We start from the raw sequence: 19,845 nt of genomic DNA on the forward strand, positions 1-19,845 counted from the left end.
TCTGCCCTCCTTTCACGAAATTGGAAGTTGTTTCGAAAGTCCCGTAATGCCAGGCAGGAATCCGACTCTCTCTCCATGACAGCTATTCCTCCTTACAGAAGGCACTCACATGACACGAAAACTCACCCTGCTGGCCTCGGCTGCTCTGACGACCGCAGCGGTAGCGTCGCTCATCTTCAGCGGCACGGAATCAGCTTCGGCCAAGCCGATCCATCCACGCTCGGACTCCTATCTTTCATTCGTCGTGCCGATCGACCCAACGGCACCTAATGCGCCGATAAGGGCTTCCGGGCAGGGGAATCTTTTCTGGCTACAGGAAGACGACCCTAAGTCTTACAGTGTCGCCATCTCATGTGATGACGGCGCAACGATTCCGGTGAGGATGCTCTACAACCTCGCCCGTGGGCACTCCGTCGACTATCTCGCGGAGTTTCCCGTAGCCGAGCAAGGCCACACGTGCACCCTGCATGGTCGGGCTCCCTGGGAACGTACTCTGCTTTTCTCGACGCCACGACTTGAGTTCTACGGCACCAATCATTTCCTCCGAATGGACAGTTCCCCGATTCCTGTCTACGACTATCCCGGCGCGACCGACGAGACTGAGTCGGCGGAATAGCAACCACGCGCCGACCCCAGGCGGTCTTCCGTGGGCTGACGCTCCCGACCGCGAACGCTGATCAGTCGGTGTCTCGTTTCGGAGCAGGCATTTGGTGATCGTCGATCTACTACCGAGCACACAGATGCGTCTGTGCGATTTGTGGAAATGCGCAAGATCCGCGGTCGCTTGAGATATACGGAAGGACGCTCATGTCACAAATCATCCGCCATCTATCTGCAGTTGCCTTTGCTGGCGTTGGAGGCCTCGCGCTCGTCGTCGGCGGCGCTGCCGTGGGAGCCAGCGCGGCGCCGCTTCCGACGACGTTGCAAACGCCGACGGCGCCGCCGGCCAGCGGATACACCTACGCCGCCTTCGTCGTACCGAGCGCAGCGCAGAACGGTGGCGCGGCGTATGTTCCCGTCGAGGGAGCGATCGACGGCGCCGGGAGCAGCTACCGCCTCGCCGACTACAGCGTGCGGCTGGTCTGCAACAGCTCGAGCTTTTATCCGGTCAACCTGACCACGTTCGGCGGTGGCTCCATTGCCTTTTCGTCGCTGGTGCCGATCACCGAGGCCGGTCATACCTGTTACCTGACCGCAGCATCGGCGATCTCCTCCCAGCGCATCGACTTCGCACCCAGCCAGACCTCCTTCGCGGGCGGGCTTCTACCGACCGCCGTGGTGCGCGCATCCTCCCGTATCGTCAACCGCTCGGCTGCAGGAGGGCTGTGATGCGCGCCTTCATCTCCGTGCTCGTGGGCTTTCTGTGCTTCAGCGTCCTCCCGGTCGCCGCCCAGCCCGCGATCGCGTCACCAGCATCGACCGTCGTCGGCGAGTCCGTTTTCATCGTTCCCGCACAGACGGCTTCGTTCGACCACATCCCGGTCGTGGGGATGCTCGAGAGAGCCAGTCTCGGCGCGCGGCCAGCGGACTACTCGGTGCGTCTGGTCTGTTCCACGGGGCGTACCTTTGACGCCTCGGTCTCGATGCCGCGCTCGGGCGGGCTGCCGTTCGATGCGGCACTTCCCCTCAGCGAAGTGGGCGCGACCTGTGGGGTCGTCGCCACGACGACCAACCCGGGCCAGACCTTCTCCTTCTACCGGCCCGACGTGCGCCCGTCGACGGGTTCTGGCTCGGTCTCGTCGGTGCGCCTCCGCGCCATGATCGTGAATCACTCCGGGAACGGCGGGCTGTGAGCGCAAATGGGGGCGCACGGTGCGCCGCGGGGGCGGTGACGGTGGAGGCCAGTAGCGTGGACGCATGGCTACGAGTACCAGGGCGAACTCCCGTGCCCGCGGCAGCGCGGGTGGCACCGGCAACGGCGCGAACGCGAATCGCCGCGCGCCCGCCAAAGCACCCGCGAAGGCGCCGGTGAAGCAGCAGGCCACCGCGACCCAGAAGACTCTCAAGTACCCGGTCGAGAACGACGGCCCGGGCATCTTCACCACGATTTGGCTCGGTATGGCGCACCTCGCGGGCGGCGCGGCGCGCGCCTTCGGGCACGAGAAGCTTGCGAAAGACGAGCGACGCGACGGTTTTCCATTCCTGCTCTTCCTGCTGGCCGTGGCGGGAGCCGTCATCGAGTGGTTCCTCGTCGCGAGCCCGGTCGCCAACCTGCTCGACGCGTACTCCTTCGGCGGCCTGTTCGGCCGTGTGGCCTATGCGCTGCCGGTCATCATGCTGCTGCTCGCTATCTGGTTGTTCCGGCATCCGAATTCCGTCGACGACAACGGGCGGATCGGCATCGGGCTCGGCATCCTGCTGCTCATGGTCTCGGGCCTCTGCCACATCTTCAGCGCCCAGCCGTCGCCCGCGCAGGGCATGGAGACGCTGGCGACCGCCGGGGGAGTGTTCGGCTGGGTGATCGCGGCGCCCCTGATCGCCATCATCACGCCGATCGGGGCGACCATCGTCGTCTGCGCGCTGCTCGTTCTCTCGCTCTTCATCATCACGAAGACGCCACCGAACAAGGTCGCACAGCGCTCCCGCGAGCTCTACGCCTACCTCTTCGGCGCCGCGTTCGGCGAAGCACCCGAGTCACGGGACGACCGCGAAGGTCGCGAGCCGAAGGTGCCGCGCGCGGGCAAGGGCGCATCGAGCGCAGGCCAGACGGGCGACCTCGAACTCGACATCGACCCCGCCGACGACGAATCGCTTCCCTGGTGGCGACGCAACAAGAGCGGTCGCGAAGAAGACCCCGCCTTCGACTCTCCGATCATCCCGACCGACTCGGTCAAGCCCGCTCCGATCCACATCGAGGATCGAACGCCGCCCACGGAGATCATCGATCGCACGATCGACGAGAGCCGCGGGTTCGACGCCGTGCTGGGCGACATGGAGGCCGCCGAGCAGGCCGTCAGGCGTTTCACCGGCGAGATCCTGCCCGGCTCGAAGTCGGCCACGGGCATCCGTGACGACGCGGCCGGCGACAGTGCCTCGTTCACGGGTGTGCTCTTCGGCGACGCGCCGGGTGGCGCAGGCACCGGTGCCGGTGCTGCCGCCGCTGCCGGTGCCGCCGGTGCCGCATCTTCCCTGGGCGGCGCGGCGGCCGGGGGAGTCCCCGCGACGCAACCGTTCCCCACGGCGGCGACAGCGGTTCCGGATGCCCTTCCCGGCCTGTCGCCCGACGACACGTTCATCCCCCTCGCCGAGGTGAAAGAGCTCGAGGCGCAGAACTACTCGCTCCCACCGGTGGGCAGCCTCGCGCTCGGCGAGCCGTCGAAGGCCCGCTCGCAGGCGAACGACGACATCGTGCGGGCGCTCACCGACGTGCTCTCGCAGTTCCAGGTGGATGCGAAGGTCACCGGCTTCTCGCGCGGCCCGACCGTGACCCGCTACGAGATCGAGCTCGGCCCGGGCGTGAAGGTCGAGCGCGTCACGGCGCTCAGCAAGAACCTGTCGTACGCGGTCGCGAGCAACGAGGTGCGCATCCTCTCGCCGATCCCCGGGCGGAGCGCCATCGGCATCGAGATCCCGAACACCGATCGGGAGATCGTCGTGCTCGGCGACGTGCTGCGTTCGGCGAAGGCCACCAACGACACGCACCCGATGACGATCGGCGTGGGCAAAGACGTCGAGGGCAAGTTCATCATCGCGAACCTCGCGAAGATGCCCCACCTCCTCGTCGCCGGTTCGACGGGTTCGGGCAAGTCGAGCTTCGTCAACTCCATGGTCACGAGCATCCTGATGCGCGCCACGCCTGCCGAGGTGCGCATGGTGCTCATCGACCCGAAGCGCGTGGAACTCACCGCCTACCAGGGAGTGCCCCATCTGATCACCCCCATCATCACGAACCCGAAGAAGGCCGCCGAAGCGCTGGCCTGGGTCGTGAAGGAGATGGACATGCGGTACGACGACCTCGAGAGCTTCGGGTTCCGTCACATCGACGACTTCAACCGCGCGGTCGTGAACGGGGAGATCATCCTCCCGCCCGGGAGCAGCCGGGTGCTGAAGCCGTACCCTTACCTCCTGATCGTGGTCGACGAGCTCGCCGACCTGATGATGGTGGCGCCGAGGGATGTCGAAGACTCGATCGTGCGTATCACACAGCTGGCACGGGCATCCGGAATCCACCTCGTGCTGGCGACCCAGCGACCGAGTGTCGACGTCGTAACCGGCCTGATCAAGGCCAACGTGCCGTCGCGCCTGGCTTTCGCCGTGACGAGTGTCACCGACTCCCGCGTCATCCTCGACCAGCCGGGAGCCGACAAGCTCATCGGGCAGGGTGACGCGCTGTTCCTGCCGATGGGGGCGTCGAAGTCGATCCGCGTTCAGGGTGCGTGGGTGAGCGAGACCGAGATCGCAAAGGTGGTCGAGCACGTCACGCGGCAGGCCCGCCCGGAATACCGGCAGGATGTCACGGTCGCCGCGGCCTCCAAGCAGATCGACTCCGACATCGGCGACGACCTCGAGGTGCTGCTGCAGGCGGCCGAGCTGATCGTGTCGACCCAGTTCGGCTCGACGTCGATGCTGCAGCGCAAGCTGAAGGTCGGCTTCGCGAAGGCCGGTCGCCTGATGGATCTGCTCGAATCGCGCGAGATCGTCGGCGCCTCCGAGGGGTCGAAGGCCCGCGACGTGCTCGTCACGCCGGACCAGCTGCCGCAGGTGCTCGCGATGCTGCGCGGGTCGGATGTCGCGGGCTCCGCGTCGGCGGGTTCCTCTCCTGCACAGCCCACGCCGGCCCCCGAGTCTGCACACATGGAGTACGGCGACCCTCTCGCCGAACCGGGCTCCGAGTATCCTGAGGTGGAGGGCGACGCCGACGAAGACGCGTGGGGCCTCACCGGCAGAGAGTAGTGACATGACCGTTTCGCCCGACGCGCAGGCTGCACCCGCAGCGCGTTCCAGCAACTGGAACCTTCCGAACGCGATCACGATCGTGCGCATCCTGCTGGCGCCCGTCTTCTTCTGGATGCTGTTGGCCGACAATGGCGCCGACGGTGTCGTGCGCTATCTCGCAGCCATTCTCTTCATCCTCGCCATCGCGACCGACGGTGTCGACGGCCATCTCGCACGCAAGAACAACCAGGTCACCGACCTCGGCAAGATCCTCGACCCGATCGCCGACAAGGTGCTGACGGGTGCTGCGCTCGTCGGCCTGTCGATCCTGGCCGAGCTGCCCTGGTGGGTGACGATCATCATCCTGGTACGCGAAGTCGGCATCACGGTGTTCCGGTTCGCCGTGATCAAGCGCCGGGTGATCCCGGCGTCCCGCGGTGGCAAGCTGAAGACGCTGGCGCAGTCCATCGCGATCTCGCTGGCCCTTCTGCCGCTCTGGGTTCCGCTCGGCGACTGGATGTTCGTGGTCAACGCCGTCTTCATGTCGATCGCCTTCGTGCTGACGGTCATCACCGGGCTCGACTACCTCTACCAAGACGCGAAGCTGAACCGGGCGGCGAAGTCCGGGAGTTCGCCCGCGTGACCGAGCACGGGTCGACCACCGAGGGTGCAGAGGGAATCGATCTCACGGCTCGCCTCATCGCCGACCTCACCCGCCTCGGCGAGACCGTCGCCGTGGCCGAGTCGCTGACCGGTGGGCTGCTCGCTGCGGAACTCATCCGTCCGCCGGGGGCGTCGAACGTGGTGTACGGGGGAGTGATCGCCTACAACACCGCCATCAAGGCGTCGGTTCTGGGTGTCGATGGCGACCTGCTGCGACGCTTCGGCCCCGTTCATCCGGAGGTCGCCGAGCAGATGGCCGAAGGGGTGCGCCACGTGCTCGCCGTCGACGGAACACCCGCTTCGATCGGAGTGGCAACGACCGGGGTTGCCGGCCCCGGCCCGCAGGGCGACCAGCCGGCCGGCACCGTCTTCGTCGGGTTCAGTCGCGACGGGCGCAGCCGCAGTTTCGAGTTGCAGCTGAGCGGTGATCGCGACCAGATCAGGGCCGCCGCCGTGAGCGAAGCCGTGCGAATCCTCCGATCGCAGTTCTGAGAAGGTTGCGCGGGAATGACTCAGGTTTCGATCTCGTTACACCTGTTGTCATTAACAACGAAAGTCCAGTCGGAGTCGTTTAGAGTTTGTGTACGCACCACCGACCGGATAGCACAGCTAAGGAGGCTCCGATGATTTTAGTTCGTCAAGAAATCGGCGACGTTCTGCGGGACTTCCGTCTTCAGAAGGGCAGAACCCTTCGGCAGGTGGCGAGCAAGGCAAGCGTCGCGCTCGGCTATCTCAGTGAGGTGGAGCGCGGGCAGAAAGAGGCCTCGAGCGAGATCCTCGCGTCGGTCGCCGACGCCCTCGACACTCCGATCTCGGTCATCATGCGCGAGGTCGGCGATCGCCTTGCCGTCATCGAGGGCATCGACACGATTCCCGACACCGTGCCCGACGAATTCGTCGCGGGCTTCGACACGTCGCTGGCGGCCCGCTAAGCGGTGCGCGTCAGCGAGTTCCGCCAGGCCGTTCTCGACGAGTTCGGGGCTGGTTTCGGTCGGGTCGTGACCGGCGACCTCATTCTGAGCGAGTTCGGCGGCCGCACGGCAGAGCAGGCGATCGACGCGGGTGAAGATGCCCGTGAGGTCTGGCTTGCACTCTGTCGCGCGGCCGATGTGCCGCCGAGCCGGTGGTACGGGGTAGGGCTGCCGCAGCCGCGTTCCTGATCGCTCAGACGTGTGTTCGAATGGCGCGACACGCCGAAGTCGCTCTTCGAAGGTGTGTTCGATTCGCGTAGTCTCCTTCACAGCACCTGTTTTCGGTCTTTTCTCCACAGAATGGACGCCCGCCCGCAGCAATGTCGGTGGCTGTCCGTAGCGTGGTGAAGGTAAGAGACAGACGCGAATAAGCCTTGTCGTCAGCCCGATGTGTCGCCCCTGGAGGGTGTCCATCATCAGGCGCGACAGCCTATAGGCGCACCATACCGTGGCGCAGAACCGGGAGAACCCGGGCTCGGCGAGCACCAGATCGAAGGAGACACCATGCCCTCAGACGCAACCCGGGAGAAGGCTCTCGAAACAGCGCTCGCCCAGATCGACCGCCAGTTCGGTAAAGGCTCGGTGATGCGCCTCGGCAGCGACGACCGTGCACCCGTCGAAGTGATTCCGACCGGTTCCATCGCGCTCGACGTCGCGCTCGGCATCGGGGGTCTGCCTCGCGGCCGCATCGTGGAGATCTACGGCCCGGAATCGTCGGGTAAGACCACCCTGACGCTGCACGCGATCGCCAACGCGCAGCGCGAAGGCGGCATCGCCGCGTTCATCGATGCTGAGCACGCGCTCGACCCCGAATACGCGAAGAAGCTCGGTGTCGACATCGACGCGCTGCTGGTGTCGCAGCCCGACACCGGTGAGCAGGCGCTCGAGATCGCCGACATGCTCGTGCGCTCGGGCTCGATCGACCTCATCGTCATCGACTCGGTCGCAGCTCTCGTGCCCCGCGCAGAGATCGAGGGCGAGATGGGTGACTCCCACGTCGGCCTGCAGGCCCGCCTCATGTCGCAGGCTCTCCGCAAGCTCACCGGTGGTCTGAACCAGACCAACACCACGATGATCTTCATCAACCAGTTGCGAGAGAAGATCGGTGTGTTCTTCGGCAGCCCCGAGACCACTGCCGGTGGTAAGGCACTGAAGTTCTACGCCTCCATCCGTCTCGACATCCGTCGTATCGAGACGCTGAAGGAGGGAACAGAAGCCGTCGGTAACCGCACCCGCGTCAAGGTCGTCAAGAACAAGATGGCGCCGCCCTTCAAGCAGGCCGAGTTCGACATCATCTACGGCATCGGCATCTCCCGCGAGGGCAGCCTGATCGACTTCGGTGTCGAGCACGAGATCGTGCGCAAGTCGGGTGCCTGGTACACCTACGACGGTGAGCAGCTCGGCCAGGGCAAGGAGAACTCGCGCCGGTTCCTCAAAGAGAACCCCGATGTCGCGATCGAGATCGAGAACAAGATCAAGATGAAGCTGGGCCTTCTCGAAGACCCGAATGCGCCGAAGGCCGTGCCTGCGGGCACCGTCGGCGGTGCCGCTGGTTCCGCGTCGACCGGCAAGGCCGACGCAGGGGCCTCGGCTGCCGGCGGCGGGCTCGCAACCGGCCCCGCTGCTCCGAAGGTCGCCGCCCGAAAGAGCGCGTAGCCCGTGACCGCGAAGGTCTCGTACTTCCCCGGGGTGCTGCCGCCTGAGGCGGTGGCACCCGAGGGGGAGCCGCAGAGTGCCGAGGCTGCACAGGCTGAGGCAACGGAGGCAGCGGCACCGGTCAGCGCGGCGTCGCCGGTCGCACTCGCACTGGTACCGGCGCTGGCGGCCGCATCGGCGCTTGAACCGGCACTGGCACCCGCGCCGGCGAAGCCTCTTCCCACCGTGTGGTGGAACGAGGAGGAGCCTGCGCTCGAGCAGCAGCCTGCGTTCCGGCAGGGGCATGCGTTCGCGGACGAGCCCGCGTTCGAGGAGGAGTCCCCGTTCGAGGAGGAGCCCGCGTTCGAAGAGGAGCCGATGAGCGAGGGGGAGCGCGCCGCGTTCCTCGAGAACATCGTGGTGCGAGCTCTTGCGCGCAAGGGTCTCTCAGAATGGGAGATCACGAAGCTCCTGACGACGAACGGGGTGGAGGAGCACGAGCTCGAGCCCTTCCTCGAGCGTTGCCGCGACAACCGCTACATCGACGACTTCGACCTGGCCCAGACGCTGGTGGAGTCGCTGCACCGTCGAAAGGGCTACGGCCGCTCGCAGATCAAGAACGAGCTCTCGGTGCGCCACATCCAGCCCGAGATCATCTCCGCCGCGCTCGAGGCGCTCGACGACGACGACGAATTGCGACGGGCCACAGAGATCGCCCAGAAGCGTGCACCGTCGCTGGCGCGGCTCGACGCGGCGACCGCCGAGCGTCGTCTGACGTCGTTCCTGATGCGCAAGGGGTACCCCTCGGCGATCATCCGAACAGCGGTCAGTGCCGCTCTCACACCGCAGTCGCGCGGGGTGAGGTTCAGATAGAGCAACCGTAGACTGGGGTCACTATGAGCAGTGTGAGTGAAGCCCCGACGATCATCCGGCCGTCAGATGCGGCGGTCGAACAGACGGGTCGGGTTCGCACCTACGAGGTGCGAACTTACGGCTGCCAGATGAATGTTCACGACTCCGAGCGGCTCAGTGGTTCGCTCGAAGCCGCGGGGTACGTTCGCGACGAGAGCGGCGAGGCCGACGTCGTCGTGATCAACACCTGCGCGGTGCGCGAGAACGCCGACAACAAGCTGTACGGCAACCTCGGCTACCTCGCCTCGGTGAAGAAGCGGCACGAGGGAATGCAGATCGCTGTCGGCGGCTGCCTGGCCCAGAAAGACAAGTCGACCATCCTCTCGAAGGCCCCGTGGGTCGACGTGGTTTTCGGCACGCACAACATGGGTGCCCTGCCGAGCCTGCTCGAGAGGGCACGCCACAACGATGAGGCGCAGATCGAGATCCTCGACGCCCTCGAGACGTTCCCGTCGACGCTGCCGACCAAGCGCGACTCGAGTTACAGCGGCTGGGTCTCGATCTCCGTCGGGTGCAACAACACCTGCACGTTCTGCATCGTCCCCTCGCTCCGGGGCAAGGAGAAAGACCGGCGTCCCGGCGAGGTGCTGCGGGAGATCCAGTCCCTCGTCGACGACGGGGCGATCGAGGTGACGCTGCTCGGGCAGAACGTCAACTCGTACGGCGTGGAGTTCGGCGACCGCCAGGCATTCAGCAAGCTGCTCCGCGCAGCCGGCACCATCCCGGGTCTTGAGCGCATCCGCTTCACGAGCCCGCATCCCGCGGCGTTCACAGACGACGTGATCGACGCGATGGCCGAGACGCCCGCCGTCATGCCTCAGCTGCACATGCCGTTGCAGTCGGGTTCCGACCGCATTCTGAAGGCGATGAAGCGCTCCTACCGCTCGGCGAAGTTCCTCGGCATCCTCGAGCGGGTGCGGGAACGCATGCCGCACGCGGCCATCAGCACCGACATCATCGTCGGATTTCCGGGCGAGACCGAAGAGGACTTCCAGGAGACGCTGCGCGTCGTCGAGGAGTCGCGCTTCGCCACGGCGTTCACGTTCCAGTACTCGATCCGCCCGGGCACTCCGGCGGCCACGATGGCCGACCAGGTGCCGAAGCAGATCGTGCAGGAGCGCTACGAACGACTCACGGCCTTGCAGGATCGCATCGCCTGGGAGGAGAACCAGAAGGTCGTCGGCCGGTCGGTCGAGCTCCTGGTCGCCGCCGGTGAGGGCCGCAAAGACTCCGACACCCACCGCATGAGCGGCCGGGCCGAAGACTCCCGTCTGGTGCACTTCGACGTGCCGGAGGGGTCGCCGGTACCGCGCCCGGGCGACGTCGTGACGGTCGAGGTGACGGGCGCCAAGCCGTACTACCTCATCGCCGACTCCGTCGACGGCACGCCCCTCATGGTGCGCCGCACCCGCGCCGGCGACGCGTGGGAACGCGACCAAGTCGACTCGTGTGCTGTGCCCGCACACGGTGGTTCCAGTGCGGCCGGCAGCACAGGTGCGCCCGCGCGCGTCTCGCTCGGGCTCCCGAGCCTCCGTGTCGCCACGAGCCCGATCTACGATCTCGCCGACGGCCTCCGCTGAGGCGGGGAATGCCCGAGCACTCCGCCGCGTCCGCTTCGACGCCCGCGTCAGCGACCGCACCAGCGCCAACGCCCGCGACCGCACCAGCGCTCGTGTCAACGCCGGCGCCAGCGACTGCACCAGCGCCCGTGTCCTCTCCAGCACCGGCGCCCGCGCCGCACGGCAACGACTTTCCGGCGCCCGAGATCGTGGCCGTCGTCGGCGCGACCGGCACCGGAAAGTCCGAGCTCTCCCTCGCCCTCGCCGAGCGGTTCGCCGCTGAGGGCCGCCCCGCCGAGATCGTCAACGCCGACGCCATGCAGCTCTACCGCGGCATGGACATCGGCACGGCCAAATTGACCGTCGACGAGCGCCGCGGCATCCCGCACCACCTGCTCGACGTGCTAGAGGTCACGGCCGACGGCTCCGTCGCCGACTACCAGCGCGACGCTCGCGCCGCGATCGACGACATCCTCTCTCGGGGTGCGGTGCCGATCCTCGTGGGCGGTTCCGGGCTCTACGTCTCGTCGGTGGTCTTCGACTTCCAGTTCCCGGTGCGGAACGAAGCCGTGCGAACGGCGCTCGAAGCCGAGCTCGAGACGGTCGGGCTCGCCGCACTGTGGCGGCGGCTCGCCGACGCCGACGCGGAGGCCGCGGCATCCATCGGCCCGCACAATGCGAGGCGCATCGTTCGGGCCCTCGAAGTGATCACCCTGACGGGCAGACCGGTGACCGGGCAGCTCCCCGAGGAGACGGTCTGGTGGCGCCGGGCGGCGATCGTCGCTCTGCGGCACCCCCGCGAACTGCTCGTGGAACGTCTCGATCGCCGTGTCGAGGCGATGTGGGCGGCCGGCTTGGTCGATGAGGTCGCGTCGCTCGTTCCACAGGGGCTCGAGCAGGCTACCACCGCGCGGCGCGCCATCGGCTATGCCCAGGCGCTGGCCGAACTGCACGGCGAGGTTTCGAGGCCGGAGGCGATCGCCGAGGCACAGGCGCTGACCCGGCGCTACGCGCGCCGCCAGGTCAGCTGGTTCCGCCGCTACCGTGAGGCGGAGTGGTTCGACTCCGCAGACGAGTCGCTGGTCGAGCGCGTGTGGCGCGGCATCCGGATGTCGACAACCGACGCCCTCGACGGGTGAGTGCAGCGTGAGCCTCTAGGCTGGCAGCATGGGCATCGATCTGCACTTCACCAAGGGCCAGGGCACCGGTAACGACTTCGTTCTCATCACCGACCCCGACGGTGAGATCGAGCTGACACCCGCCCAGATCGCCTCGCTCTGCGACCGGCACTTCGGCATCGGCGCCGACGGGCTCATCCGCGCCGTGCGGTCGAGGAGCATCGCGGATGGGGCGCAGGCGCTCGAGGCAGACCCCGACGCCGAATGGTTCATGGACTACCACAACGCCGACGGTTCGCCCGCGGAGATGTGCGGCAACGGCATCCGCGTGTTCTCGAAGTACCTGCTCGACAACGGACTGGCCGAGCTGGCGCAGGGCGACACGCTCGTGATCGGTACGCGGGCCGGTGTCATCGACGTGCAGCGCAACCTGACGGGTTTCCAGGCCGACCTCGGCCGCTGGCGACTGGATGGCGGCGAGCCGCTGGTGCGAGCGAAGAACCTGCAGGTCGCCCGGCCGGGTCTCGGCATCAACGTCGGCAACCCGCACGTCGTCGTCGCCCTCGCCGACGAAGAGGAGCTGGAGTCGGCCGACCTCACGTTCATTCCCCACCTGGAGCCGGCTCCGATCGACGGGGCCAACGTCGAGTTCGTGGTGCCGCTCGAGCCGCTGGTGCGGAACGGTGTCGGCCACATCCGCATGCGCGTGCACGAGCGGGGCAGCGGCGAGACCCTCTCGTGCGGCACGGGCGCCGTGGCCGCGGCGCTGGCGATCCGCTACTGGGCGGGGGCCGGTGCGCCGAACCAGTGGCGCGTCGAGGTGCCGGGTGGCGCGGTCGGCGTGCGCATGTACGCCACCGAAGACGGCGAGCACGTGGCGCTGTCGGGCCCGGCGGAGCTCGTCTACGAGGGCGACGTCACGCTCAACTGAGTCGCGCGCGCTCCTCGTGCAGCCGGGCCCGCAGCACCCGGTACCCCTTGTTCGTCGCCGCCCGGGTCACCTCGAACCCGCTCGGCAGCGCGTCGTCGAGCCACCGGTGCAGCGAATCCGACCCGAGGTTGCGCTGCACGACGAGCCACGCATCCGACCCCGGCTCGAGGCGCGGCAGCCACTGCAGCAGCAGCGCGTGCAGCTCCTCCTTGCCCACCCTGATCGGCGGGTTCGACCAGATCGTCATGAACAGCAGGTCGGCGGGAACATCTGCGGGCAGCACGGCGTTGACATTGTCGAGGCCGAGCGCAGAGGCATTCGCCCTCACCAGATCGAGAGCCCGCTCGTTGACGTCAACAGCCCACACGGTGGCGTGGGGTGACAACAGGGCAAGGGTCAGCGATATCGGGCCCCATCCGCAGCCGATATCGAGAAGGTTGCCGCCGGGAGGCGGCGCAGGCGTGTTCGCCAGCAGAACCTGGGTGCCGGCATCCACTCGGTCGGGGCTGAACACCCCGCCCGCCGTCGTGGCGACGAAGTCACAGCCGGCGAGCGTCACCGGAATCTCCCGCAGGCGGAGTTCTGTCGATGGGCGAGCCGAGAAGTAGTGCCCATTGTCAGAAGCCATAGAGGGAATGTAGCAAACGAGAGGTCTATCCTTGAACCCAATGACTGAACACGATTCATCTTTCACCGGCGAGGCCGAAGAGGCAGCGACGCCCGCAAACCCGGGTGCCGAGCGCGCCGGCGGCGCCCGGAACACGACGGCGACACAGGATGCCGTCGGCCGCGTTCTCGCGCGCTCAGAGGCCCGATCATCCGGCTACGCCCTGTTCTCGCCCGGCAGTGCGCAGGCGCTCGCCCGCCCAGAGGCCCGCCAGAGCGGGATGCCCGGGGCCAACCACGACGGCGACCAGTTCGATCTCGCCGACCGCCAGGCCCTCCGCCGCGTGGCCGGCCTCTCGACCGAGCTCGAAGACGTCACCGAGGTCGAGTACCGGCAGCTGCGCCTCGAGAATGTGGTGCTGATCGGCGTCTACACGCAGGGCACCCTGACCGACGCCGAGAACTCGCTGCACGAGCTCGCCGCCCTCGCCGAGACGGCCGGCGCTGTCGTGCTCGACGGGCTGTTGCAGCGACGCCCGAACCCCGACCCCAGCACCTACTTCGGCAAGGGCAAGGCAGAGGAGCTCGCCGGCGTCGTGAAGGCGCTCGGCGCCGACACCGTCATCGCCGACAGCGAGCTCGCGCCCAGCCAGCGGCGTGCGCTCGAAGACATCGTGAAGGTGAAGGTGATCGACCGCACGGCCGTCATCCTCGACATTTTCAGCCAGCACGCGAAGAGCCGGGAGGGCAAGGCGCAGGTCGAACTCGCCCAGCTCGAGTACCTCCTGCCCCGGCTTCGCGGGTGGGGTGAGTCGATGTCCCGCCAGGCCGGTGGCCAGGTCGGTGGCGCCAGTTCGGGCATGGGTTCCCGTGGCCCGGGTGAGACGAAGATCGAGCTCGACCGTCGTCGCATCCACACCCGTATGTCGCGCCTGCGCAAGCAGATCGCGGCGATGAAGCCTGCGCGCGAGGCGAAGCGGGCGAACCGCAAGCGCAACACCGTTCCCTCGGTGGCGATCGCGGGGTACACGAACGCCGGCAAGTCCTCGCTGCTGAACCGCATCACCGGTGCGGGCCTCCTGGTCGAGAACGCCCTGTTCGCGACTCTGGATGCCACGGTGCGCCGCACACAGACCGGCGACGGCCGCGAATTCACGTTCGTCGACACCGTCGGCTTCGTGCGGAGCCTGCCCACGCAGCTGGTGGAGGCGTTCCGCTCCACGCTCGAAGAGGTCGCCGACGCCGACGTCATCGTGCACGTGGTCGACGGCTCACACCCCGACCCCGCGAGCCAGCTCGCGACCGTGCGCGACGTGATCGGCGAGGCGGGCGCCCGCGACATCCCCGAGCTCGTCGTCTTCAACAAGAGCGACCTCGTCTCAGAGAGCGACCGCATCGTGCTGCGCGGGCTCGAGCCGCATTCGGTCTTCGTTTCGGCGCGCACCGGTGAGGGCATCGACGAGCTGCTCGCGACCCTCGACCGCATGCTGCCGACTCCCTCGATCGAGGTCGACGTACTGCTGCCCTACGACCGCGGCGACCTCGTGTCGCAGATGCACGAGCACAGCACGGTGCTGAGCACGGAGTACGAAGAGGGCGGCACGCACGTGCGCGCTCTCGTCACCCCCGAGATCGAATCGCAGCTGCAGGATTACGCGACCCACTAGCCGTGCCCGCGTGTGCGGCGCCGCGGCGCCGCGCCCGGCGTGCGGTATAGCCCGCCCCCGCGCGCGGCGTGCGGTGTGGCCGCCCCTGCGCGCGGCCTGCGGTGCGGCCGGCCCCGCGCGCAGTCTGCGGTGTGCCCCAACCCGCGGCGCGGCCTGCGGTGTGGCTCGCCCCGCGGCCACGGCCGGCTCGCGACACCGTCACTTCCGGGCGAGAGCGTCACCTCTACGTGACGCTTTCGCCCGCACCTGTCCGTCTCGCGGCTGACGCTCGTGGCGTGACGTCCGGCCGCCCCGCCGGGCCAGCCACCAGCGAGCGATGGCGCCCTCGGGGCGGATCCAGCAGCTAGCGATGCCGCCCTCGGGGCGGATCCACCAGTTACACCGAGCGGAGAACCGCCACGACCTTGCCGAGCACCGTCGCGTAGTCGCCGAGGATCGGTTCGAAGTTCGAGTTGCGGGGGAGCAGCCAGGTGTGGCCGTCGCGCTGGCGGAACACCTTGACGGTTGCCTCGTCGTCGAGCATCGCCGCGACGATGTCGCCGTTCTCGGCCGTCGCCTGCGTTCTGACGACCACCCAGTCGCCGTCGCAGATGGCAGCGTCGATCATCGACTCGCCAACGACCTTCAACATGAACAGCTCGCCCTTGCCCACCAGCTGGCGGGGCAGGGGGTAGACCTCCTCGACCTGCTGCTCGGCGGTGATCGGGATGCCGGCCGCGATGCGGCCGACGAGCGGCACGAGGGCGACGTCGCCGTGCGGCGTGGGGGAGTCGCTGGTCACGCTGTCGCTCTTCGGGATGTCGATCAGCACCTCGAGCGCCCGCGGGCGGTTCGGGTCGCGGCGCAGGTACCCGCTCAACTCGAGCTGGTTCAGCTGGTGGGTGACGCTCGACAGCGAGGCCAGCCCGACGGCGTCGCCGATCTCGCGCATGCTCGGCGGGTAACCCTGGCTGTTCACGGCCTCTGAGATGACCTCGAGAATCGCCAGCTGCTTCTCGCTGAGGGACTTCCGTCGCCGGGTGCCACCCCGTTCGCCGGCTTCGCCGTTCTCTCTACGTGCACGGGGGAGGCGTTCGCTCGCCATCGGGTACTCATTCCTGTGCTGGTGAACCCGATGTCAGTGGCTCCGTGTTGGATGCATTCAGGAGGCAGTGTCAGTGGGTGCTGGTTCGATCGAGACAATCGAAACTGTATCGAACACGGCCTGCTTTCCAAACACCTGTTCGAGTGTGTCGCGAGATTCGCGCCACATTCGGGCTTGAATATTCGAACATTCGAAGATACATTCGGAACACAGCTTCGCATGCGGCCCTCCCGGCCGAGGGTCGCATGCGAATCCTGCACCAGACAGAAGATCCCAGGAGATCGTCATGACTGCACTACTGATCACAGAGGCCCCGCGCGTCGAGGCTCCCCGCGTACGCCTGCACCTCACCCGACGCGGCCGCGCTGTCGTCGCGACCCTCGCAGCCCTGCCGCTCATCGCAGCGCTGGCGGCCTTCGCCGTCTTCGGCGGGGGAGCAGCCATCGCCGGGGCAGACTCCGCCCCCGTCGACTTCAGCTATGTCACCGTGCACTCCGGCCAGAGCCTCTGGTCGATCGCCTCGGGCCTCGACGCCTCGGCCGACACCCGTGACGTCATCGCCGAGATCGTGAGCCTGAACCAGTTGCCCTCCTCCGAGGTGCAGCCCGGCCAGCGTCTCGCCATCCCGACGAAGTACGCCCCCGCCGAGTAGCGCAGCCCACCTCGGGCTGGGTCGACGGCCGGTAAACTCGTGGGGTGAGTTCACTAGCCGACCTTCCCATCCGCGACGACCTTCGGGGGCTGACGCCGTACGGCGCACCTGAGCTCAAGGTGAAGGTCGCGCTGAACGTCAACGAGAACACGCACCCTATTCCCGAAGACGTCGCCCGCTCCATCATCGAGGCGGTGGCGCTCGAACTCCGCACGGTGAACCGGTACCCCGATCGCGAGTTCGTGCGACTCCGCGATAGCCTGGCCGGGTACCTGAATGCCGCGCTCATCGAGGAGTCCGCGGCATCCGGCCTGCCCGTCACCGCCCTCACCCGCGATAACATCTGGGCCGCCAACGGTTCGAACGAGATCCTCCAGCAGATCATGCAGGCGTTCGGCGGCCCGGGTCGCTCGGTGCTGGGCTTTCCACCCACGTACTCGATGCACTCGATCATCGCTGCCGGCACCGGCACCGAGTGGATCGCCGGCGAGCGGGACGACGACTTCGAGATCTCCCCGGCCACTGCCGTCGAGTGGATCGAGCGCACCGACCCCGACCTCGTGTTCTTCTGCGCACCCAACAACCCGACGGGCACACCGCTGCCCTTGGAGACGATCGCCGCAGCTTACGATGCGACCGACAAGATCGTCGTCGTCGACGAGGCCTACGCCGAGTTCGGCCCGGCGGGGGAGCCGACAGCCCTCTCGCTGCTGGAGGGCCGCGAGCGACTGATCGTCTCGCGCACCATGAGCAAGGCGTTCGCCTTCGCCGGCGCCCGGCTCGGCTACCTCGCCGCAGACCCCGCCGTCAGCGACGCCCTGCGACTCGTGCGCCTGCCGTATCACCTCTCCGCGCTGACCCAGGCTGCCGCCACAGCTGCCCTGGCGCACGCGCCCGAGATGCTCGCGATGGTCGACGACATCAAATCCCAGCGCGATCGCATGGTCGCCCGGTTGACCGAGCTCGGGTACAGCCCCTACCCGACCACCTCCAACTTCGTGCTGTTCGGAGGGGTACCCGACGCTCACCGCATGTTCGAGCAGTTGCTCGAACGCGAGGTGATCATCCGCGACCTCGGCATTCCCGGGCACCTCCGGGTCAGTGCGGGAACAGCGGCCGAGACGACGGCCTTCCTCGACGCCGTCGAAGCGATCACCGTCGCCACCCCCCGATAGACTTTTCGCCATGTCGACTGAACCCCGCACGGCCACCCTCTCCCGTGAGACCAGCGAGTCGAGCATCCGGCTCTCGCTGAACCTCGACGGAACAGGCGTCTCGACCGTCGACACCAGCGTTCCCTTCTACAACCACCTTCTCACCGCGTTCGCGAAGCACTCCCTGACCGACCTCACCGTCACGGCGACCGGTGACACCGACATCGATGTGCACCACACCGTCGAAGACATCGGCATCGTTCTCGGCCAGGCGATCCGACAGGCGCTCGGCGACAAGAGCGGCATCTCCCGGTTCGGCGACGCCCTCGTGCCTCTCGACGAGGCGCTGGTGCAGGCCGTCGTCGACATCTCGGGGCGGCCGTTCCTCGTGCACTCCGGCGAGCCGGCCGGCTTCGAGTTCCACCTGATCGGCGGTCACTTCACGGGTTCGATGGTGCGCCACGTCTTCGAGGCGATTACCTTCCACGCCGGGCTCACCGTGCACGTCACCGTGCTCGGTGGCCGTGACCCGCACCACATCGCCGAGGCCGAGTTCAAGGCCTTCGCGCGGGCGTTCCGCTTCGCCAAGCAGCTCGACCCGTTCGTCTCCGGCATCCCCTCCACCAAAGGTGCGTTGTGACCGCGAAGAGCGTGGTCGTGCTCGACTACGGGAGCGGCAACGTGCACTCGGCGGTCAAAGCGCTCGAGGCGGTCGGGGCATCCGTCGAACTGACCGGTGATCGCCGGCGTGCGGCTGAGGCCGACGGACTGCTCGTGCCCGGCGTCGGTGCGTTCAGCTCCGTCATCACGGCGCTCGAAGCGGTGCGCGGCGGTGAGCTCATCGACCGACGCCTTGCGGGTGGCCGACCCGTTCTCGGCATCTGCGTCGGCATGCAGGTGCTCTTCGGCCGCGGGGTCGAGCGCGGCGTCGAGCGCGAGGGCCTCGGTGAGTGGCCGGGAACCGTCGACGAGCTGCGGGCGGATGTTCTGCCGCACATGGGCTGGAATACCGTGCGCGCGCCCGAAGACTCGCAGCTGTTCGCGGGCCTCGGCCACGAGCGCTTCTACTTCGTGCACAGCTACGCCGCCCAGAAGTGGGAACTCGAGGTGCAGCCCCCCCTCCCCGCCGCCCGGGTCACCTGGGCAGACCACGGCGGCGAGTTCATCGCGGCCGTCGAGAACGGCCCGCTCTCGGCCACCCAGTTCCACCCCGAGAAGTCCGGTGACGCCGGCATGCACCTGCTCGAGAACTGGCTGGCCACCCTCTAGCCCGGTCGCATCCGCTCCGCCCGCCCCTCACCCAGCGCCCACCCCGCCACCGAAGGACACCCGAATGACCGACACCGCCCCCGCGCTCGAACTGCTGCCCGCGGTCGACATCTCGAACGGCCAGGCCGTGCGCCTCACCCAGGGCCAGGCCGGCACGGAGACCAACCACGGCGACCCGGCAGACGCCGCCGCCGACTGGGTCGCGCAGGGCGCCGAGTGGATCCACCTCGTCGACCTCGACGCCGCTTTCGGCCGCGGATCGAACGTCGACGTCATTCGCCGCGTCATCGCCGAGGCCCAGAGCATCAAGATCGAGCTCTCCGGCGGCATCCGCGACGACGCCTCGCTCGAGAACGCCCTCGAGAGCGGAGCCACGCGGGTCAACCTCGGAACGGCCGCCCTCGAGAACCCCGACTGGGCCGCCGCCGCCATTGCGCGCCACGGCGACGCGATCGCCGTCGGCCTCGACGTGCGCGGCACCACGCTCGCCGCCCGCGGCTGGACCGAAGACGGCGGAGACCTCTGGGAGGTTCTCGCGCGCCTCGAAGACGCCGGCTGCGCCCGCTACGTCGTCACCGACGTCACCAAAGACGGCACCCTCAAGGGCCCGAACGTCGACCTCCTGCGCCAGGTCATGGAGCGCACCGACAAGCCCGTGGTCGCCTCGGGCGGCATCTCGAGCCTCGCCGATCTCGTCGAACTCCGTGCGCTCGTGCCCGCAGGCCTCGAGGGTGCGATCGTCGGCCGCG

Annotated in this window: 21 protein-coding genes; 19 read left to right on the forward strand and 2 right to left on the reverse strand. The window is 67.8% G+C overall.

Features of this window, described 5'->3' with window-relative positions; genetic code table 11:
* The first annotated feature begins 109 nt into the window (after window positions 1-109).
* From C5B96_RS17055 to dapF, 13 genes are all read left to right on the forward strand, one after another.
* On the forward strand, window positions 110-616 hold the full coding sequence (locus C5B96_RS17055) for a hypothetical protein (protein ID WP_146078079.1): 507 nt from the start codon (window positions 110-112) through the stop codon (window positions 614-616).
* Between the two features lie 191 nt (window positions 617-807).
* Complete coding sequence (locus C5B96_RS04045) at window positions 808-1,329, forward strand: hypothetical protein (protein WP_146078080.1); 522 nt, start codon at window positions 808-810, stop codon at window positions 1,327-1,329.
* On the forward strand, window positions 1,329-1,793 hold the full coding sequence (locus tag C5B96_RS04050; RefSeq protein ID WP_104243208.1) for a hypothetical protein: 465 nt from the start codon (window positions 1,329-1,331) through the stop codon (window positions 1,791-1,793). Before C5B96_RS04045 ends, C5B96_RS04050 begins: the two co-directional genes overlap by 1 nt.
* Before the next feature lie 64 nt (window positions 1,794-1,857).
* Window positions 1,858-4,893, forward strand: coding sequence for a DNA translocase FtsK (locus C5B96_RS17745; protein ID WP_233188982.1), 3,036 nt, complete (start codon window positions 1,858-1,860; stop codon window positions 4,891-4,893).
* A 4-nt stretch (window positions 4,894-4,897) separates the two neighbouring features.
* Window positions 4,898-5,518, forward strand: coding sequence for a CDP-diacylglycerol--glycerol-3-phosphate 3-phosphatidyltransferase (gene pgsA / locus C5B96_RS04070; protein WP_104243210.1), 621 nt, complete (start codon window positions 4,898-4,900; stop codon window positions 5,516-5,518).
* Complete coding sequence (locus C5B96_RS04075) at window positions 5,515-6,030, forward strand: CinA family protein (protein WP_233188983.1); 516 nt, start codon at window positions 5,515-5,517, stop codon at window positions 6,028-6,030. The genes pgsA and C5B96_RS04075 overlap by 4 nt, the downstream gene beginning before the upstream one ends.
* Before the next feature lie 131 nt (window positions 6,031-6,161).
* A complete protein-coding gene (locus tag C5B96_RS04080; RefSeq protein WP_104243212.1) occupies window positions 6,162-6,470 on the forward strand; it encodes a helix-turn-helix domain-containing protein in 309 nt (102 codons plus the stop codon).
* A gap of 3 nt (window positions 6,471-6,473) precedes the next feature.
* Window positions 6,474-6,698 carry a DUF3046 domain-containing protein gene (locus C5B96_RS04085; protein WP_104243214.1) on the forward strand — a complete coding sequence of 75 codons (225 nt, stop codon included), beginning with the start codon at window positions 6,474-6,476 and terminating at the stop codon, window positions 6,696-6,698.
* A 315-nt stretch (window positions 6,699-7,013) separates the two neighbouring features.
* Window positions 7,014-8,165: a recombinase RecA gene (recA, locus tag C5B96_RS04090; protein WP_104243216.1), complete on the forward strand. Its 1,152-nt coding sequence runs from the start codon at window positions 7,014-7,016 to the stop codon at window positions 8,163-8,165.
* Window positions 8,166-8,168: 3 nt separating this feature from the next.
* On the forward strand, window positions 8,169-9,017 hold the full coding sequence (locus C5B96_RS04095; protein WP_104243218.1) for a regulatory protein RecX: 849 nt from the start codon (window positions 8,169-8,171) through the stop codon (window positions 9,015-9,017).
* Between the two features lie 23 nt (window positions 9,018-9,040).
* Window positions 9,041-10,636 carry a tRNA (N6-isopentenyl adenosine(37)-C2)-methylthiotransferase MiaB gene (gene miaB / locus C5B96_RS04100; protein WP_104243221.1) on the forward strand — a complete coding sequence of 532 codons (1,596 nt, stop codon included), beginning with the start codon at window positions 9,041-9,043 and terminating at the stop codon, window positions 10,634-10,636.
* A 128-nt stretch (window positions 10,637-10,764) separates the two neighbouring features.
* Window positions 10,765-11,754 (forward strand): tRNA (adenosine(37)-N6)-dimethylallyltransferase MiaA, encoded by a 990-nt coding sequence (miaA, locus tag C5B96_RS04105; RefSeq protein ID WP_199176542.1) that lies wholly within the window; start codon window positions 10,765-10,767, stop codon window positions 11,752-11,754.
* Between the two features lie 28 nt (window positions 11,755-11,782).
* Window positions 11,783-12,664: a diaminopimelate epimerase gene (gene dapF / locus C5B96_RS04110; protein ID WP_104243225.1), complete on the forward strand. Its 882-nt coding sequence runs from the start codon at window positions 11,783-11,785 to the stop codon at window positions 12,662-12,664.
* Here dapF and C5B96_RS04115 read toward each other — a convergent pair.
* On the reverse strand, window positions 12,657-13,292 hold the full coding sequence (locus C5B96_RS04115) for a class I SAM-dependent methyltransferase (RefSeq protein ID WP_104243227.1): 636 nt from the start codon (window positions 13,290-13,292) through the stop codon (window positions 12,657-12,659). The two genes, dapF and C5B96_RS04115, sit on opposite strands and share 8 nt — an antisense overlap.
* A gap of 40 nt (window positions 13,293-13,332) precedes the next feature.
* Here C5B96_RS04115 and hflX point away from each other — a divergent pair, with 40 nt between their 5' ends.
* Complete coding sequence (hflX, locus tag C5B96_RS04120; RefSeq protein WP_104243229.1) at window positions 13,333-14,937, forward strand: GTPase HflX; 1,605 nt, start codon at window positions 13,333-13,335, stop codon at window positions 14,935-14,937.
* Window positions 14,938-15,313: 376 nt separating this feature from the next.
* On the opposite strand, the gene lexA is transcribed toward hflX, so the two are convergent.
* Window positions 15,314-16,021 carry a transcriptional repressor LexA gene (gene lexA / locus C5B96_RS04125; RefSeq protein WP_104243231.1) on the reverse strand — a complete coding sequence of 236 codons (708 nt, stop codon included), beginning with the start codon at window positions 16,019-16,021 and terminating at the stop codon, window positions 15,314-15,316.
* Window positions 16,022-16,307: 286 nt separating this feature from the next.
* Between lexA and C5B96_RS04130 the strand changes: the two genes are divergently transcribed.
* The 5 genes from C5B96_RS04130 to priA form a co-directional block, all read left to right on the forward strand.
* Window positions 16,308-16,673 carry a LysM peptidoglycan-binding domain-containing protein gene (locus C5B96_RS04130; RefSeq protein ID WP_104243233.1) on the forward strand — a complete coding sequence of 122 codons (366 nt, stop codon included), beginning with the start codon at window positions 16,308-16,310 and terminating at the stop codon, window positions 16,671-16,673.
* Window positions 16,674-16,717: 44 nt separating this feature from the next.
* Complete coding sequence (locus C5B96_RS04135) at window positions 16,718-17,848, forward strand: histidinol-phosphate transaminase (protein ID WP_104243235.1); 1,131 nt, start codon at window positions 16,718-16,720, stop codon at window positions 17,846-17,848.
* A gap of 10 nt (window positions 17,849-17,858) precedes the next feature.
* On the forward strand, window positions 17,859-18,467 hold the full coding sequence (hisB, locus tag C5B96_RS04140; protein WP_104243237.1) for an imidazoleglycerol-phosphate dehydratase HisB: 609 nt from the start codon (window positions 17,859-17,861) through the stop codon (window positions 18,465-18,467).
* A complete protein-coding gene (gene hisH, locus C5B96_RS04145; protein ID WP_104243239.1) occupies window positions 18,464-19,096 on the forward strand; it encodes an imidazole glycerol phosphate synthase subunit HisH in 633 nt (210 codons plus the stop codon). Before hisB ends, hisH begins: the two co-directional genes overlap by 4 nt.
* Before the next feature lie 64 nt (window positions 19,097-19,160).
* Window positions 19,161-19,845 (forward strand): bifunctional 1-(5-phosphoribosyl)-5-((5-phosphoribosylamino)methylideneamino)imidazole-4-carboxamide isomerase/phosphoribosylanthranilate isomerase PriA (gene priA, locus C5B96_RS04150; protein ID WP_104243241.1); only part of this gene is annotated, 685 nt, incomplete at its 3' end.

The sequence above is a fragment of the Subtercola sp. Z020 genome (assembly GCF_002931235.1).
Lineage (GTDB): Bacteria > Actinomycetota > Actinomycetes > Actinomycetales > Microbacteriaceae > Subtercola.

Coding starts and splice junctions, on each gene's coding strand:
- C5B96_RS17055 (WP_146078079.1), top strand. CDS start 110: ATGACACGAAAACTCACCCTGCTGGCCTCGGCTGCTCTGACGACCGCA.
- C5B96_RS04045 (WP_146078080.1), top strand. CDS start 808: ATGTCACAAATCATCCGCCATCTATCTGCAGTTGCCTTTGCTGGCGTT.
- C5B96_RS04050 (WP_104243208.1), top strand. CDS start 1,329: ATGCGCGCCTTCATCTCCGTGCTCGTGGGCTTTCTGTGCTTCAGCGTC.
- C5B96_RS17745 (WP_233188982.1), top strand. CDS start 1,858: ATGGCTACGAGTACCAGGGCGAACTCCCGTGCCCGCGGCAGCGCGGGT.
- pgsA (WP_104243210.1), top strand. CDS start 4,898: ATGACCGTTTCGCCCGACGCGCAGGCTGCACCCGCAGCGCGTTCCAGC.
- C5B96_RS04080 (WP_104243212.1), top strand. CDS start 6,162: ATGATTTTAGTTCGTCAAGAAATCGGCGACGTTCTGCGGGACTTCCGT.
- recA (WP_104243216.1), top strand. CDS start 7,014: ATGCCCTCAGACGCAACCCGGGAGAAGGCTCTCGAAACAGCGCTCGCC.
- miaB (WP_104243221.1), top strand. CDS start 9,041: ATGAGCAGTGTGAGTGAAGCCCCGACGATCATCCGGCCGTCAGATGCG.
- dapF (WP_104243225.1), top strand. CDS start 11,783: ATGGGCATCGATCTGCACTTCACCAAGGGCCAGGGCACCGGTAACGAC.
- C5B96_RS04115 (WP_104243227.1), bottom strand. CDS start 13,292: ATGGCTTCTGACAATGGGCACTACTTCTCGGCTCGCCCATCGACAGAA.
- hflX (WP_104243229.1), top strand. CDS start 13,333: ATGACTGAACACGATTCATCTTTCACCGGCGAGGCCGAAGAGGCAGCG.
- lexA (WP_104243231.1), bottom strand. CDS start 16,021: ATGGCGAGCGAACGCCTCCCCCGTGCACGTAGAGAGAACGGCGAAGCC.
- C5B96_RS04130 (WP_104243233.1), top strand. CDS start 16,308: ATGACTGCACTACTGATCACAGAGGCCCCGCGCGTCGAGGCTCCCCGC.
- hisB (WP_104243237.1), top strand. CDS start 17,859: ATGTCGACTGAACCCCGCACGGCCACCCTCTCCCGTGAGACCAGCGAG.